Annotated in this window: 16 protein-coding genes and 1 tRNA gene; 6 read left to right on the top strand and 11 right to left on the bottom strand. The window is 33.4% G+C overall.

Annotation, left to right across the window (positions count from 1 at the left end; all coding sequences use genetic code 11):
* The first annotated feature begins 12 nt into the window (after window positions 1–12).
* The 5 genes from VK161_RS04485 to VK161_RS04465 all read left to right on the top strand — a co-directional run bounded on the left by VK161_RS04485 (window position 13) and on the right by VK161_RS04465 (window position 3,667).
* Complete coding sequence (locus VK161_RS04485; protein WP_324213561.1) at window positions 13–615, top strand: alpha-ketoglutarate-dependent dioxygenase AlkB family protein; 603 nt, start codon at window positions 13–15, stop codon at window positions 613–615.
* A 31-nt stretch (window positions 616–646) separates the two neighbouring features.
* The gene (locus VK161_RS04480; RefSeq protein ID WP_324213560.1) at window positions 647–1,474 is read left to right on the top strand and encodes a sterol desaturase family protein; all 828 of its coding nucleotides are present in this window, start codon (window positions 647–649) and stop codon (window positions 1,472–1,474) included.
* Window positions 1,475–1,574: 100 nt separating this feature from the next.
* The gene (locus VK161_RS04475; RefSeq protein WP_324213559.1) at window positions 1,575–1,853 is read left to right on the top strand and encodes a TIGR03643 family protein; all 279 of its coding nucleotides are present in this window, start codon (window positions 1,575–1,577) and stop codon (window positions 1,851–1,853) included.
* Window positions 1,854–1,934: 81 nt separating this feature from the next.
* Window positions 1,935–2,873, top strand: coding sequence for an alpha/beta hydrolase (locus VK161_RS04470; RefSeq protein ID WP_324213558.1), 939 nt, complete (start codon window positions 1,935–1,937; stop codon window positions 2,871–2,873).
* An 83-nt stretch (window positions 2,874–2,956) separates the two neighbouring features.
* Complete coding sequence (locus VK161_RS04465) at window positions 2,957–3,667, top strand: DUF4369 domain-containing protein (RefSeq protein ID WP_324213557.1); 711 nt, start codon at window positions 2,957–2,959, stop codon at window positions 3,665–3,667.
* A gap of 235 nt (window positions 3,668–3,902) precedes the next feature.
* On the opposite strand, the gene VK161_RS04460 is transcribed toward VK161_RS04465, so the two are convergent.
* From VK161_RS04460 to idi, 6 genes are all read right to left on the bottom strand, one after another.
* Window positions 3,903–3,976 (bottom strand) — tRNA-Thr (locus tag VK161_RS04460).
* Window positions 3,977–4,054: 78 nt separating this feature from the next.
* Window positions 4,055–4,321, bottom strand: a complete 267-nt coding sequence (locus VK161_RS04455; RefSeq protein WP_324213556.1) for a hypothetical protein — start codon at window positions 4,319–4,321, stop codon at window positions 4,055–4,057.
* A gap of 58 nt (window positions 4,322–4,379) precedes the next feature.
* Window positions 4,380–5,339 carry a type I phosphomannose isomerase catalytic subunit gene (locus VK161_RS04450; protein WP_324213555.1) on the bottom strand — a complete coding sequence of 320 codons (960 nt, stop codon included), beginning with the start codon at window positions 5,337–5,339 and terminating at the stop codon, window positions 4,380–4,382.
* Between the two features lie 103 nt (window positions 5,340–5,442).
* On the bottom strand, window positions 5,443–5,895 hold the full coding sequence (locus VK161_RS04445; RefSeq protein WP_324213702.1) for a peroxiredoxin: 453 nt from the start codon (window positions 5,893–5,895) through the stop codon (window positions 5,443–5,445).
* The gene (locus tag VK161_RS04440) at window positions 5,895–6,305 is read right to left on the bottom strand and encodes a 6-pyruvoyl trahydropterin synthase family protein (protein ID WP_324213554.1); all 411 of its coding nucleotides are present in this window, start codon (window positions 6,303–6,305) and stop codon (window positions 5,895–5,897) included. The genes VK161_RS04445 and VK161_RS04440 overlap by 1 nt, the downstream gene beginning before the upstream one ends.
* Before the next feature lie 3 nt (window positions 6,306–6,308).
* Window positions 6,309–6,836, bottom strand: coding sequence for an isopentenyl-diphosphate Delta-isomerase (gene idi / locus VK161_RS04435; protein WP_324213701.1), 528 nt, complete (start codon window positions 6,834–6,836; stop codon window positions 6,309–6,311).
* A 322-nt stretch (window positions 6,837–7,158) separates the two neighbouring features.
* Between idi and VK161_RS04430 the strand changes: the two genes are divergently transcribed.
* On the top strand, window positions 7,159–8,262 hold the full coding sequence (locus VK161_RS04430) for a bifunctional methionine sulfoxide reductase B/A protein (protein ID WP_324213553.1): 1,104 nt from the start codon (window positions 7,159–7,161) through the stop codon (window positions 8,260–8,262).
* 55 nt (window positions 8,263–8,317) lie between these two features.
* Here the strand turns inward: VK161_RS04430 and VK161_RS04425 are convergent, their stop codons facing one another.
* The 5 genes from VK161_RS04425 to VK161_RS04405 all read right to left on the bottom strand — a co-directional run bounded on the left by VK161_RS04425 (window position 8,318) and on the right by VK161_RS04405 (window position 14,628).
* Complete coding sequence (locus VK161_RS04425; protein ID WP_324213552.1) at window positions 8,318–10,606, bottom strand: hypothetical protein; 2,289 nt, start codon at window positions 10,604–10,606, stop codon at window positions 8,318–8,320.
* Window positions 10,603–11,508, bottom strand: a complete 906-nt coding sequence (locus VK161_RS04420) for a FecR family protein (protein ID WP_324213551.1) — start codon at window positions 11,506–11,508, stop codon at window positions 10,603–10,605. Before VK161_RS04420 ends, VK161_RS04425 begins: the two co-directional genes overlap by 4 nt.
* Before the next feature lie 10 nt (window positions 11,509–11,518).
* Window positions 11,519–12,046: an RNA polymerase sigma factor gene (locus tag VK161_RS04415; protein ID WP_324213550.1), complete on the bottom strand. Its 528-nt coding sequence runs from the start codon at window positions 12,044–12,046 to the stop codon at window positions 11,519–11,521.
* Between the two features lie 95 nt (window positions 12,047–12,141).
* On the bottom strand, window positions 12,142–12,948 hold the full coding sequence (locus VK161_RS04410; protein ID WP_324213549.1) for a hypothetical protein: 807 nt from the start codon (window positions 12,946–12,948) through the stop codon (window positions 12,142–12,144).
* 117 nt (window positions 12,949–13,065) lie between these two features.
* The gene (locus tag VK161_RS04405; RefSeq protein WP_324213548.1) at window positions 13,066–14,628 is read right to left on the bottom strand and encodes an NAD(P)/FAD-dependent oxidoreductase; all 1,563 of its coding nucleotides are present in this window, start codon (window positions 14,626–14,628) and stop codon (window positions 13,066–13,068) included.
* Window positions 14,629–14,905: the final 277 nt, after the last annotated feature.

The raw sequence follows: 14,905 nt of genomic DNA, 5'->3' as shown, positions 1-14,905 counted from the left end.
TATTTTTGTGGAATGAGTAGTTTATTTCCTTCTGAAAAAATAATTTTCGATTTACCCAATGCCGAAGTAGAATACCATCCTCACTTTTTTGATGAAGAGAAAGCCAATTTATTTTTTCAAAAATTGCATTCGGAAACACCTTGGCAACACGATAACATAACCGTTTTTGGGAAAAGTCACCCGCAACCCCGATTGACTGCTTTGTTCGGAAACGAGGGGAAACCTTACTCCTATTCAAATATTGTCATGCATCCACACAAGTGGAACCCGACATTGATGTTCATCAAAAACGAAGTAGAAACCCTTTGCAATGAAAATTTCACTACCGTTTTACTCAATTTATATCGGAATGGACAAGACAGTAACGGTTGGCATGCCGATAACGAAAAAGAGTTGGGTAGAAATCCGTTTATTGCATCAGTTAGTTTAGGCGCCGAACGAATGTTTCATTTACAACACAATTCAATCAAAGAAGCCAATGTAAAACTGGCTTTAGAGCATGGAAGTTTGCTTATAATGAAAGGAGAAACGCAACATTTCTGGAAACATCAGATACCAAAAACAGCAAAGCCAGTTAGCCCACGAATAAATCTAACCTTTCGTATTATCAAATAATTTTGTTTATTTTTGATAAAAAAGTCTCCAAATGGAATCCATTATTCACTATTTCGAAACCATACCATCGCTTCACAGAGGTTTAATTTTAGCAGGCGGTATTGCCTTGTTCTGGTTGATTGAAAGTGCCGTGCCTTTTTTTAAATTTCAATACAACAAATGGCATCATGCCGGAATCAATATCTTTTTTACGCTGACAACGATTGTAATCAATTTTGCCTTAGCATTTATTTTGATAAAAACTGCAGATTATGTCACACAAAATCAATTGGGTATTCTGAATTGGTTGCCATCGATGAACATCGTCATTTTTACCGTTATCGGATTATTATTGATGGACTTTTTTGGCGCTTATCTGGCGCATCTAGTGGAGCACAAAGTAAAATTTCTCTGGCGATTTCATTTGATTCACCATACTGATACTTATATAGATACCACTTCTGGAAACCGTCATCATCCTGGTGAAAGTGTCATTCGTTTTGCTTTTACAACATTAGGAGTTTTGGTGGTTGGCGCTCCGATGTGGATGGTTTTCATGTACCAAACATTGTCAGTGGTAGCAACCCAATTAACGCATGCTAACATCTGTATGCCTAAGAAATTAGATAAAGTAATCAGTTATTTTTTGGTTTCACCCGATATGCATAAAATTCACCATCATTACCAATTGCCATATACGGATAGTAATTACGGAAATATTTTTTCGGTTTGGGATCGAATTTTTGGTACTTATTTGTATTTGAATCGTGAGGATATTGTGTATGGAGTTGACACGCACATGGATCCAAAAGAGCACAATGTTTTACTGAATTTATTAAAAATTCCGTTTCAAAAATCAAGGTCTCCAAAAACAGAATAAAAAAATTTAAATCAATTTAAAAAGTAATTATTTTTTTTATTAATATTGGTATATCATTTGAGTAGACATAGGTATATAACGTTAATTGTACTTTTAACTAATGAAAAAAAGTAAAAGAGTAGAACTTGACAGCGAACAATTAGAAAGAGTTGTCAGTATGGCGCAAGAGGAGAGAAAACCTTTTGAAGTTTTAAAAGCAGAGTTTGGTATCACCGAAAATGAGGTTACCGAACTGATGAGAAAGAGATTATCTAAAGATAATTTTGAATTGTGGAAAAAGAAGGTTACCGCTAGTAAACCAAAGCCAAAACCAATGGTTGACGACTTTGACGACGACGACTTAGATAGTAAATACTATATAAAAAATAAATTCGACTAATCATAAAAACTCCTATTATTTAGGAGTTTTTTTATTTTATTAATGTAAATTTACATTTAACATATAAATCGCTTAACCATAATGAAAAAACTATTTTTTCTACTATTATTAAACCCTTTGTTTTTTTCTTTTTCACAGGATAAAAAAATTGAAACCAATGAAATTGAAGTCAATCCTCTCATAAAAGGAACATTATTTTCTGCAGAAAAAACAAAGAAAAAACCAAGTTTAGTGATTTTAATTGCAGGATCAGGTCCGACTGATAGGAATGGAAATACTAAAGGAACTGGCGAAAACAATTCACTAAAATATTTAGCCGAAGGTTTAACTAACGATAAAACATCTGTATTCAGTTATGATAAGCGAATTTTTCAACAAATGAAAGACAAGAATTTGGATGAAAAAACGCTTCGTTTTGAAGATATGATTGTTGATGCTGCAGCAGTTTTTAACTATTTCAAAGCTCAAAAGAAATACGGTAAAATTTATTTTGCTGGACACAGTGAAGGCTCATTAGTAGGAATGATTGCTGCTCGCGATCAAAAAGCCGATGGTTTTATATCATTAGCTGGAGCAGGAAGACCGATAGACGAGGTTTTATTGGAGCAAATTGAAAAACAAGCTACAATACTATTAGAAGATTCAAAAAAGGTAATGGACAGTTTAAGAAAGGGAAAAACAGTCGAAATTAAAAACCCCATGTTGAATGTGCTTTTCAGAGAAAGTGTTCAACCGTATATGATTTCCTGGATCAAACTAAAACCTCAAGAAGAAATCAAAAAACTAAACATCCCAATATTAATTATCAATGGAACAAAAGACATTCAGGTTGGTGAAAATGAAGCGAGAATTTTACATAAAGCCAATCCGAAGTCGGAATTAGTAATTATTGAGAACATGAATCATGTGTTCAAAGAGGTCAAAACTGAGGAAGAAAACATTAAATCGTATAGTGATCCGAGTTTTCCTGTCATACCCATCTTAATTGAAACCATAACCAAGTTCATTTCTAAAAAATAAAGAAAAAAATAGTTCAAAATGAATCCTCATTGAATAGCAATTCATTGAGGATTTTTTCATTATTTTGCGCCAAAATAAAAATTATGCTTAAACGTATTTTACTAGTTGCCACAATTATGACTTTGGCATCTTGTTCGGAAAAAAAATCGGATAAAAACCTTGAAATAACAGGATTTGTAAAAGGATTAAAAAAAGGAACTCTTTATATTCAAAAAATCAATGATACGATTTTGGTGCCTTTAGATACCATTAAAATCAATGGTGATTCACATTTCAAAAGTGAAATGAATATAGATGAACCCGAAATGTTCTATTTATTCTTGGATCGCGGGGTGAGTAATTCGTTGGACAACAACATCGTTTTTTTTGCAGAAAAAGGTAAAATTAACATTGAAACTTCGTTAGATTTTTTTACAGGAGATGCTAAAATAACTGGATCAAAAAATCATGATTTGTATGAAGAATATAAAAAAGTGGTTTCACGCTACGTTGATCAAAATTTAAATTTGATTAAAGAGAAGATTTTAGCAAAAAACGATGCTAAAAAGATCGAACTAATTCAGAAAAAACAAGACGACGTTCTAAAAAGCAAGTATTTATATACAACCAATTTTGCTGTAAATCACAGAGATTATGAAGTTGCTCCCTATGTAACATTAGCTGAAATTTATGATATCAATTTGAAATACCTCGATACTATTCAAAAATCATTATCACCTAAAGTGGCTAAATCAATGTATGGAAAAAAACTTGATTTATTAATCGCAGAAAGAAAGAAAATGGAGAGCAAATAAACTCATAGAAGTTATTCAAATTAAAACCAACTCAATTGAGTTGGTTTTTTTATAAAAACAAAAAAGGAAAGCTGATTGCTTTCCTTTTTTTAGAGCCGATAGAGGGACTTTCCGATCGTTTTTTCAATACAGTTTAACTACATTAAACTGTTTTCAAAATACATCGGAATAAACTTCTCGTCCACAACTTTTTGGAAAACAAAAAAGGAAAGCTGATTGCTTTCCTTTTTTTTAGAGCCGATAGAGGGACTCGAACCCACGACCTGCTGATTACAAATCAGCTGCTCTAGCCAGCTGAGCTACATCGGCGTCTCAATTCGATTGCAAATATATATTTCAAATTTTATTCTCCAAAATATTTTTGCACTTTTTTATCGAAATTTTGAATTATAATGCGTTAATCTTAGCAACCAACTGATTAGCAGTTTGTTCTAATTCGGCATTGATTTGCTTAAAATGTGCTTTTTTATTTTCAACTTTCTTATCGTTTACCTTAGCGATTAAAGCGTCAAATGACTCAATAGCTTCGTCAATAATTGCATTAGTTGCATCAGTAGGTTTTCCTGCTGTTGTCATCTCACAGATGTAAACTGCTTCAATAATATCACCTAAAACGAAATTGATGTCTTTTTTTAAATTTCTTACACTTGGCATTTTCTTTTATTTTTAAAATTTGATGCAAAATTACGGATAATCTTTTGAAAACAAGTCTTTAAATATAAATTTCTAAAATATTCGCTTTTCCTAAAAGTGTATAACCGTCAGTCTGAGCCGGAATTAAAACGGTATCTCCAGTTTTGTATTCGTAGTTAGTCTCGTTAAATTTCAATTCGAATTCACCATCCACGCACATAAAAACTCGAAAGGACTCATTGTTTGAACTCATTTTCATGGCACCATCCAACGGAATGAAATTGGTGGTAAAATACTGACATGTCGCTATTTGATTAGATGTATTTTCTTTCTTTTCATATTCTCTCTCAGCTTCAACAACATCATAATTAATAGCATCCAAAGCTAAATCGATGTGTAATTCACGCGTATTTCCATTGGCATCTACCCTATCAAAATCATACAACCGATACGTAATATCTGAGGTTTGCTGAATTTCGGCAATGACCGTTCCGGCTCCAATTGCATGAACGGTTCCTGTATCCAAAAAGTAAACATCGCCTTTTTGCACTTTTTTGGAATCCAAAATAGTCAACAAAGACTTATTTTCAAGATGATGAACGTACTTTTCTTTTGACGATTTTTCTTTAAAACCTACAATCAATCGAGCTTCTTGATCGGCTTGCATCACATACCACATTTCGGTTTTACCAAAAGAATTGTGACGTTTTTTAGCCAATTCATCGTTTGGATGAACTTGGATTGACAAATCTTCTCGAGCATCCAAATACTTAAATAATAAGGGAAATTGATTCCCAAACTGTTCATAAACTCTTGTTCCGAGAATTTCTTTGGGATACAATTCAATTATTTCGTTGAGTGATTTTCCTTTAAAAGTTCCATTTGAAACAACACTAACATCATTTTCAACTGTTGATATTTCCCAACTTTCGCCAGTAATTTCAGAAGAAATTGGTTTATTCAAATACGTTCTTAATTTGGTTCCGCCCCAAATTCGGTCTTTTAAAATAGGTTGAAATTGTAAAGGATAAAATTTCATTGATTTGATTTAGAGTGCAAAGATGCGAAAAAATAGAAATACTATTTTATCAATTCACAACAGTTAAGAATAATTAGATAACGAAAAGACAACAAAAATCGTATTATTTCAACCTTTTTAAAGTTTCTAACGCTTTACTAATGTGTGATTTGGCCGCAACACTATTGAACTTCATCCGAATGATTCCATTGGCATCCACAACATAGGTTTCACGCCCGGGAAAAATCAAAAAGTTATTTTCAACTCCAAAAAGTTTGCGGAGTTTTTTATCGTTATCCGAAAGCAAAATAAAAGGCAAACTGAACTTGCTTTTGAATTGAATGTGCGACTCAACTGAATCCGAACTAATTCCGATTACTTCAGCGCCTAATTCTTTAAAATCTTGATAGGAATCTCTGAAACTACATGCTTCAGCAGTACAACCTGGTGTGTCGTCTTTGGGGTAAAAATAAATTACCAAAGGTTGTTTTCCGATGTAATTAGAACTATCAAAAGTAGTTCCATTGCTCTCTTTAGCAGTAAAATTCGGAACTGCGTCACCTACTTTTAACATGATTAGTTGCCTTTGTAGGTTACAAAATTACGCGGTGTTTCGTACAATACCACTTCTAACTCTTTAGAAATATCAATGTGCTTTCTGAGCTTATTCCAAATCACCACGGCAATATTTTCGGCAGTCGGATTTAAATCCGCAAATTCGGGAACATCCAAATTCAGATTTTTGTGATCAAACGCTTCTTCAATATGCGATTTAATCAAATCGGAAAGGATTTTAACGTCGATTACAAATCCGGTTTCTGGGTCAATTTCGCCAGTAACCGAAACGATTAATTCGTAGTTGTGACCGTGAAAGTTCGGATTGTTGCATTTCCCGAAAATCAAATCGTTTTGTTCCATCGACCAATCTTTACGGTACAATCGATGAGCTGCGTTAAAATGTGCTTTTCTGGAAACGGTAACTTTCATGGTTTATAATTTATGATCTTCTAAATAATGATAAAATTCATCGAAAATAATCTTGAACCAAACTGTGTAAACATCAGGATTCTCGATCATATCTTCTTTAATGTCTTCAATTTTCATCCATTTCCAACTTTCTACTTCATCCTTGTTGATGTTGGGTTCATCATTGTAATAGCCAATCATTACATGATCGAGTTCGTGTTCGGTCAAACCATTGTCAAATGGCGCTTTATAAATAAAATGAAATAATTCTTTAAGTTCTGCTGTGAAACCCATTTCTTCATATAAACGGCGTTTTCCTGCTTGTATATTGGTCTCACCTGCTCTTTGGTGACTGCAACACGTGTTGGTCCACAACAAGGGCGAATGGTATTTGTGATGCGCGCGTTGTTGCAGCATTACTTCGTTCTTGCCGTTGAGTATAAAAACCGAAAATGCGCGATGCAAAACAGCTTTCTCGTGTGCTTCAAGTTTATTCATCAAACCAATTGGTTCGTCTTTTTCGTTGACTAATATTACTTGTTCTTCTTTCATTGAAATGTAAATGCTGGTCAAAAGTACGAAAAATATGAAACCCATAATTGTGCCATCTTGCAAACAATAGTTAAACTTCTCACAAATCAGTGCTTTTTATGACCTATATAATCAAAATTTAGATGGGAAGGAACAACCAAACTCAATTTTACCTATTACTAAATAAAGACTTAATTTAGCTAGTTTTACATCTTTATACGAGTGAAAAAAAACAACTCGTTAACAAGCGTTAAACTTTCCTTAAATCACTGTTATTTGTAAACCAAACGACATTTTGTAGCGTATATCTATTGTAAATTTGTACTAAATAAAACAAACGACTATGAAAAAAGGTCTGAAAATATTGGCATTGCTTTCGCTTTTCACCTTGAGTGCTTGCGGACAATCCGATTCAAAAAAACTCACTACAAAAACTACAACTGCCATGGAAAATGTAATCAACAAGCCTGAAAACCCTTATTATTCAAATACCGATACGACCAAATTAAATGTACCCAATTCGGAGTGGAAAAAAATTCTTTCACCCGATTTGTACGCGGTTGCTAGAGAAGCTGATACGGAGCGTGCTTTTACTGGAACCATGTGGAATTCGGAAGTCAAAGGAACCTATTATTGTGCCGCTTGTGGGTATCGATTATTCAAATCCGATCAAAAATTTACTAGTAGTTGTGGTTGGCCGAGTTTCTTTGAACAAGACAACAAAAAAAGCATTACGTTCAAGGATGACAATTCGTATGGAATGCACCGTATAGAAGCCAATTGCGGTCGTTGTGATAGTCATTTAGGGCATTTATTTGATGATGGTCCAGAACCTACTGGCAAACGCTATTGTATGAATGCCATTTCTTTGGATTTTGTACCTGATCAAGTTGCTGTAACTTCAAGTAAAGGAAATCTTGAAACTATAGTTTTAGGCGGTGGCTGTTATTGGTGTGTAGAAGCCGTTTATGAAAATTTAAAAGGTGTTGAAAAAGTAGTTTCAGGTTTTTCGGGTGGGAAAGTAGAAAATCCGAGTTATGAAGAAGTATGCACAGGTAGAACCGGAGCAGCTGAAGTAGTCGAAATCACTTATGATACAACTGTAACTAATTTAGACGAAATTTTTAAAGTGTTTTTCACAGTTCACGATCCAACAACTTTGAACCGACAAGGCGCAGATGTTGGAACACAGTACCGTTCAGTAGTTTTTTACAAGAACGAAGAACAGAAAAAAGCAGCCGAAAGTATTATTAAGGAATTGAATGATTCGAATGTGTTTTCGAGCAAAATTGTAACTAGTTTAGAACCGTTTACACAATTTTATGCAGCCGAAGACTATCACCAGAATTATTACAATAATAACAAAGAAAAGCCGTATTGTCAAATGGTGATTCAGCCAAAAATAGCCAAATTTGAAAAGGTTTTTAAAGACCGATTGAAAAAATAACGAGTGGTTGCTAACTCTTTCAAGGCTCACAAATTAACTTTTGTGGGCTTTGTTTTTAAAAAGTATACCTCAAGAACAAATTAGGAGTAATTCCTAAAGAATAGTAATCTTGAATAGAGTATTTTGGTACAGAATAATCCGCTAAATCTTCGTAGCGTCGCTCCAATTCTTTACTGATAATGCTTTTACGATTGTACAGATTGTATAATGACAATCCGATTTTTAAATTAGTTGATTTTGTTTCGCGCAACTGGTAGATAGCTGAAATATCCAATCGGTGATAGATGGGTAAACGCTCTGAATTGAATGTTGCAATTTGGTTATCACTATTCAATGAACTAAAAGGTTTTCCTGAATGAATGAACCAACCTAAAGTGACCGAAAACAAATTCCACTTTTTATTAAACGAAGCATTGAAAGCATGCTTTACATTCGAATTGATTTGAAAGTAATTGTATTCATTAACATCTTCAAATCGGTTTTGCGAATCTTGGTACGTATACGTTACCCATGCACGCCACGTTGGAGAGCTTTTTTGAACCAAAACATCAATTCCTTTGGTAAATCCATTTCCTGAACGAACTGCAGTATCAAATTGGTTTGAAAATCCAAAGGAAAAGGAAGTAATTCCTTTAATTGTTTTATAATACAAGTCGATATCAACTACCCAATTATTCTTCTTGAAAATAAGACCCGTTGTAAATTGATTCCCCTTTTGAATCGGATTATCTCCATTTTTAGATATCACCCAAACGTAGTTTTCCAAACTCAAATCGTTGGCCTCATTTTCTCGAACTTGACTTAAAATCTGGCTTTTACGCTCATAAGTAGTTTGCCAAATAAAATGATCTGTAAGTTGTTTTTGAATAAAAATTCGGGGTTCAAAACTTCCTATTCGCAGCTTTCCATACCAATTATATCGAGCGCCACCGTGCAAATCCCAATCCTTAATTTTATATTTTAAAAACGAATATCCAATATGATTTATCGTATTCAATTGCATCAAACTCAAATCAAATCCGATGTCTTGATTGAAACTACTAAATAAGTGCGAAGCATCGTTTCCGAAGAGTTGATATCCAAAATCCAAACTCAAATTGTCTGAAAAAACATTGGAAAAATTAAGTTCAGCACCCGAATCTACAATGCGATTCAATTTTCTATATGCTTCAAATTGTGTTGTTGAAAATTGCTGTCTTTTCTCATAATCAAAATCATACGAAGAATAGAATAATAGCATTTTTTGGGTGAATGAATCACTGTATTTCTGCGTCCAATTGAAGCTATAACCATAATTAATGATGTTCATTTTTTGGTTATTAACACTGTAATTGGGAACTTCATTAATGAAATTCAAATTATTATCAATGACAATACCAGTTACAGAAATCGACGTTTTATTGGAAGGAATAAAATTGATTTTAGCCGAATAATCTTCAAAGTCGAATTGGTTTTGATTGTCAAAATCATTAAAATTGGTGTTTTGAAACACTTTGTCTGCCAATTGATTGAACGTGGGTGATTGCCACCATTCGGTAAACGATTTTCTGCCCGATAATTGCAAACCGAGTTTCTTTTTGATGATTGGAATTTGAAAATACAAATCGGCATTGAGCGCGTTAATTCCGGCTTTTCCTTTGACTTTATCTGTAATTACATCTGAAGTTTTAATATCAATTACACTTGAGATACGTTCGCCAAATTTAGGATTAGTAGATTTGTTGTAATAATTAACGGTCTGATTTACATTGGGATTGATTCCGGATATCATTCCGAATAAATGTCCAGGATGATACAGTCGAATTCCGTCCCACAAAATCAAATTTTGATCGGAAGTTCCGCCGCGAACGTGTAATCCTGTGGCGGTTTCGTTCGGACTTTTAACTCCGGGCAACTGTTGTAATGAAAGCAAAATATCCGCATCAGTTACACCAGGAAGTGTTTCAACTTTTTGCGGATAAATAATAAACTTTTCGTTGGTTTTGTTAATTCCTTGAGCGACAAAACCTTCTATAATAATTTCTTTGAGTTGGTAGTTTCTGATGGAATCCTGTACTTTAGAAATCGTGTAAAACCGATTGTCGATTTGGGTAATTTTTAAAGAAGTTTGGAGTTCAATTGATTCGTTAATTTCCTTTAGACTGTACTTTCTTTTAGGCAAAGTAATCTTCTTTTGGGCTACAATACTGTCTAGATAGGAGTACTTAATCTTGAATTTATTTTCAACATCAACTAGTACTTTTTCCATTCTCTCTGAAGAATACTCGAATGGAAATTTATCTATTTTTTGTGCCCATGAAAAAGAAAACAATCCTAATAACAAGAAAGAAAGTAGTTGTTTCATTCAGAGATTTGAATTGTTTTTGAATTACTATCGGAATAGTTAAGATTTAAAGGTATACAAATTGTTTTCAAAGCGGTTTCGATATTTGAATGTGTAAAACTTCCTGTAAATTTACTATTTTCTATGCTCTTAGGAAATTTTATTTCAACATCGTATTGATTTTTAAATTTGGCAATAACGTACTTTATTGGAACATTCTTGAAAGTAGATTCACCCGAAATCCATTCTGGTTTTTTATCAGTAGTTTCAGCCCAATTTTCGAATGTATCATCATATAAACGAACGCTTTCACCTGGAGTAAGAATTACAGTTTGCTTATGAGTTTCAACACTTACTTTTCCCTCATAACAAGTTACTTCAAAATAATTGGAGAACGAAGTTACATTGAATTCAGTTCCTAAAACACTCACCTTGCCTAAAGCAGTTTCAACGGTGAATTTTTCTCCTTTTTGAACATCAAAATAAGCTTCACCTTCTAATTGTATGGTTCTGTTGAACCGAAATAAATTAGGGTAAGTAACTTTCGATTTGGAGTTAAGAGTTACAACTGAATTGTCGCTAAGATGAATTTCTTTTGAATCGCCAACATCAGTACTCACCTCATTGGTAACAAAATACACTTGATACAACCCAAAAAACAGAACTAAACTGGCTGCAACTGAGTACGCCCACAAAGGAATAATTCTAGTTTTAGTTTTTGTTTCTTTTTTAGCTCGAAGTAATTGTTGAATAGCTTCAAAATCTTTTTCCATATCGGGATCAGAAATACCATAACCTTGAAGAGCTATCCTGATTTTTTTATAGGCGATAAAATCCTCATCACCCACCAATTGCTTCAATTGATCATCAGAGATTTTGTCGGCCAACCAATCGGCTAAATAAATGTCTTTTTCATTTTCCATAACCTATATTTTATACATTTTTTGCCACTTTCCGTAATGAAAGTAAAGCTTGATGCATTCTTTTTTCTACTGCTTTTACAGATAAATCCAATAATTTTGCTATTTCAGCATACGAGTGATTTTCAAATCGATTCATTAAAAAAACTACTCGTTGCTTTTCTGGTAATTCATTAATTGCTTTTTCTAAACGAACTTTAAGTTCTACTTCTTCAAATAAATACTCTGGCGATTCAACATTTATGGATTTTGGCTTTGATATTAATTCAAAATTAGAAACCACTTTATCGTGTTTAATTTGATTCAATGAAAGTCGAATGGCAGTAGTAAACAAAAAACTTTTGGCTTGTTCTGGTTTGAGTATTTTACAGTTCTCCCACAAAATAACAAAAGCATTTTGAGCAGTATCTTCAGCACGATCGACATTTCTGAATTGATATACTAAATAGTTTCTGAGTGCTTTATAATTCAAATCAAAAACAGATTTAAAAACCGTTTCCGAGCATAAAAGAGAATCTGATTTTTGGTCTGTTTTACTCATATATAAAAACTATTACCACACATTCAGAGGAGATTGTGTGGTAACAAAATTCAATTAATTTTCCAACTTTATTAAAACAAAATAACTTAACTTTCTTAATTACAATTCACAAAATCTGCAGTGTAAAAACCAGCACAATTTGCTATACATTCGTTCTGAAATTGTAAAATTCCCGTGGTGGTTTGCACACAAACTGGAGCATCAATTGGGTCACAATTACAAGCAACAACACAATCATCATTAATTTCAAAGAATTGGTAGGCGTCTTCTACTGGAATATTTTGGCCGTTTTTAGCAACCGAAAAAGGATATACCATATCCAATATAAAATTGCCATTATTGGTCACAATCATGTCGTTCAACATTGTATTACTAGTGATGGTAACCGTTTGATTATTATGATTTTTCACTGAAAACGGATAGATGAAGTTATAACATGTTCCATCGGTTATATAATCATTAAACGTTGGAAAATCACATGCTTCAACAATATTTTGAAAATCAGCCTCATTACTAACGGTCATTGTTGTTCCATCTCCTGTCGATATTATTTGAAATGGGAAAGAAATTCCGTCTATGTAAAGCGAATTATGTTCATTTTCTAACAATGACAATAATCCTGCTTCAGAATTCACCAATACTACAGTGGAATTATTGTATGATAAATTCAATGGATAAACAAAATCAAAACAAGAAGTCGCTACTCTTCCATCAATACCATGATCTCCTTTGATTTTATTAAGGGTTGTTCTTAAACCAATACTCTTGGTTGTAACTACTTCTTGTTCAATAGTATCACCATCAGTACAAGAAACTAACACACTCATCAATAAAAAGAAAAAGAGAAAAACTAAATTAATTCTTTTTATAGCAATTTTTTTTAATAGAATTTTCTTCTTCATAGCAAATTCCTTTTTCACATCAATTTTTTTAACCAATTTTTAAATTTAGTAATTCTCTTTTTCATGTATTCAGACAACTTAAAATGTCTTCACCCTACTTTTAAAATTACTTTTTTTTTATTTTTTTACAGAAGCGGCAATTTTTAATGCACACTTTTCACCATCAATCGCTGCCGAAATGATTCCACCAGCATATCCTGCACCTTCTCCACAAGGATATAAACCTTTTATTTGAACGTGTTCTAATGTTTCATTATCACGCGGAATTCTGACTGGCGATGATGTTCTGCTTTCTGGAGCATGCAAGATAGCATCATTTGTCAAATAACCGCGCATAGTTTTCCCAAATTCTATGAATCCTTCGCGCATGATTTGTGTTAAAAAGCCAGGAAATACTTGTCCCATTTCAACCGAAGTGGTTCCGGGAACATAGGATGTTTTGGGTATGGATTGGGAAATCTTATTTTGCGTAAAATCAATCATTCGTTGTGCAGGTACTTTTTGAGTAGAACCAGCCAAATACCATGCTTTTTGTTCAATTGCTTTTTGAAATTCCATTCCGGCTAAAGCACCAAATTTTGCGAAAGGTTTGAAATCTTCTAGTTTTAATTCGACTACAATTCCAGAATTGGCGGTGGCCTGATCTCGTTTGGATGGCGACCAACCATTAGTTACAACTTCACCCGGACTTGTAGCACACGGCGCAATAACTCCGCCCGGACACATACAAAACGAATACATTCCGCGACCATTTACCTGCTTTACTATCGAATACGGTGATGGCGGCAAAAATTCACCTCTGTAATCACAACTGTATTGTATTTTATCAATTAATTCCTGCGGATGTTCTGCTCGAACGCCAAGAGCAAAAAGCTTGGCTTCGATATGAATTTTCTTTCGGTCTAATAATTCGAAAATATCACGAGCGGAATGTCCGGTTGCTAAAATCACATTATTGGCTTCAATTGCATCTCCATTTTGTACCATCACACCTTTTATCGAATTCTCTTTGATGATGAAATCAGTTACTCGAGTTTCGAAAAGTACTTTTCCTCCACATTCAATAATTTTTTCTCGAATATCCTGAATGATCTGAGGCAATTTATTGGTTCCGATGTGTGGATGTGCTTCGACTAAAATTTCATCTGAAGCACCAAAAGCAACTAACAATCGTAAAATCCGATCAACATCACCTCTTTTTTTGGAACGAGTATACAATTTTCCATCTGAATAAGTTCCGGCTCCACCTTCTCCAAAACAATAATTGGAATCTTCATTGACGATATGATCGCGATTGATGGCTTTTAAATCGCGTCGACGACCACGAACGTCTTTTCCACGTTCTAAGACAATTGGTTTTAATCCTAATTCAATTAATTGCAAAGCGGCAAACAATCCTGCTGGGCCTGCGCCAACGATAATAACTTCTTCGGCATTGGAAACATTCTTATAATCGGGAAGTTCTATTTTTTGTGGGATAAAATCTTCGCCTTTAAAAAACACATTGACTTTATAATTTATTTTTATGGCTTTTTGACGCGCATCAATTGAACGTTTTACTGGAATAATATGCTCAATTTCAGTTGTCGAAATTGTAAACAATTTAGCAATATGTTCTTTGAGCAGACTTTCGTTTGCAACAACTTCTGGAGCAACTTGTAATTGAATTTCGCGTGGCACTCTATTTTTTTTTTGCAAAAGTAAGGAATTGGAATTAGTATTTTATCGTGTTCTTTTACATTGTTAAACAATAAAAAACAACTTATAATCAATCATTTACAGCACCCTTTTTTTTCACTCGATAAAGTGCTATAAATAGATTTTTTTGTATTACTTTACTTACTTTAAAATATTAAAAACGTATTTAATCGATTTTTTTATTACTTTTATCGATATTTCTGTATCTTTGATTTGTTAAAAAAATGGTTTATTGGTTTTAATTGGTTAAATTAAACTT

This window comes from Flavobacterium sp., assembly GCF_035299245.1.
Taxonomy (GTDB): Bacteria; Bacteroidota; Bacteroidia; order Flavobacteriales; family Flavobacteriaceae; genus Flavobacterium.
Note: the sequence above shows the minus strand (reverse complement) of the source record. Positions and strands in the feature narration are given on the sequence as shown.

Excerpts from the sequence above, each read along its gene's own strand:
- VK161_RS04420 (WP_324213551.1), bottom strand. The coding sequence starts at position 11,508 with ATGGAAAATGAAAAAGACATTTATTTAGCCGATTGGTTGGCCGACAAA.
- VK161_RS04470 (WP_324213558.1), top strand. The coding sequence starts at position 1,935 with ATGAAAAAACTATTTTTTCTACTATTATTAAACCCTTTGTTTTTTTCT.
- VK161_RS04440 (WP_324213554.1), bottom strand. The coding sequence starts at position 6,305 with ATGAAAGTTACCGTTTCCAGAAAAGCACATTTTAACGCAGCTCATCGA.
- VK161_RS04450 (WP_324213555.1), bottom strand. The coding sequence starts at position 5,339 with ATGAAATTTTATCCTTTACAATTTCAACCTATTTTAAAAGACCGAATT.
- idi (WP_324213701.1), bottom strand. The coding sequence starts at position 6,836 with ATGAAAGAAGAACAAGTAATATTAGTCAACGAAAAAGACGAACCAATT.
- VK161_RS04480 (WP_324213560.1), top strand. The coding sequence starts at position 647 with ATGGAATCCATTATTCACTATTTCGAAACCATACCATCGCTTCACAGA.
- VK161_RS04425 (WP_324213552.1), bottom strand. The coding sequence starts at position 10,606 with ATGAAACAACTACTTTCTTTCTTGTTATTAGGATTGTTTTCTTTTTCA.
- VK161_RS04455 (WP_324213556.1), bottom strand. The coding sequence starts at position 4,321 with ATGCCAAGTGTAAGAAATTTAAAAAAAGACATCAATTTCGTTTTAGGT.
- VK161_RS04475 (WP_324213559.1), top strand. The coding sequence starts at position 1,575 with ATGAAAAAAAGTAAAAGAGTAGAACTTGACAGCGAACAATTAGAAAGA.
- VK161_RS04465 (WP_324213557.1), top strand. The coding sequence starts at position 2,957 with ATGCTTAAACGTATTTTACTAGTTGCCACAATTATGACTTTGGCATCT.
- VK161_RS04485 (WP_324213561.1), top strand. The coding sequence starts at position 13 with ATGAGTAGTTTATTTCCTTCTGAAAAAATAATTTTCGATTTACCCAAT.
- VK161_RS04430 (WP_324213553.1), top strand. The coding sequence starts at position 7,159 with ATGAAAAAAGGTCTGAAAATATTGGCATTGCTTTCGCTTTTCACCTTG.
- VK161_RS04410 (WP_324213549.1), bottom strand. The coding sequence starts at position 12,948 with ATGAAGAAGAAAATTCTATTAAAAAAAATTGCTATAAAAAGAATTAAT.
- VK161_RS04415 (WP_324213550.1), bottom strand. The coding sequence starts at position 12,046 with ATGAGTAAAACAGACCAAAAATCAGATTCTCTTTTATGCTCGGAAACG.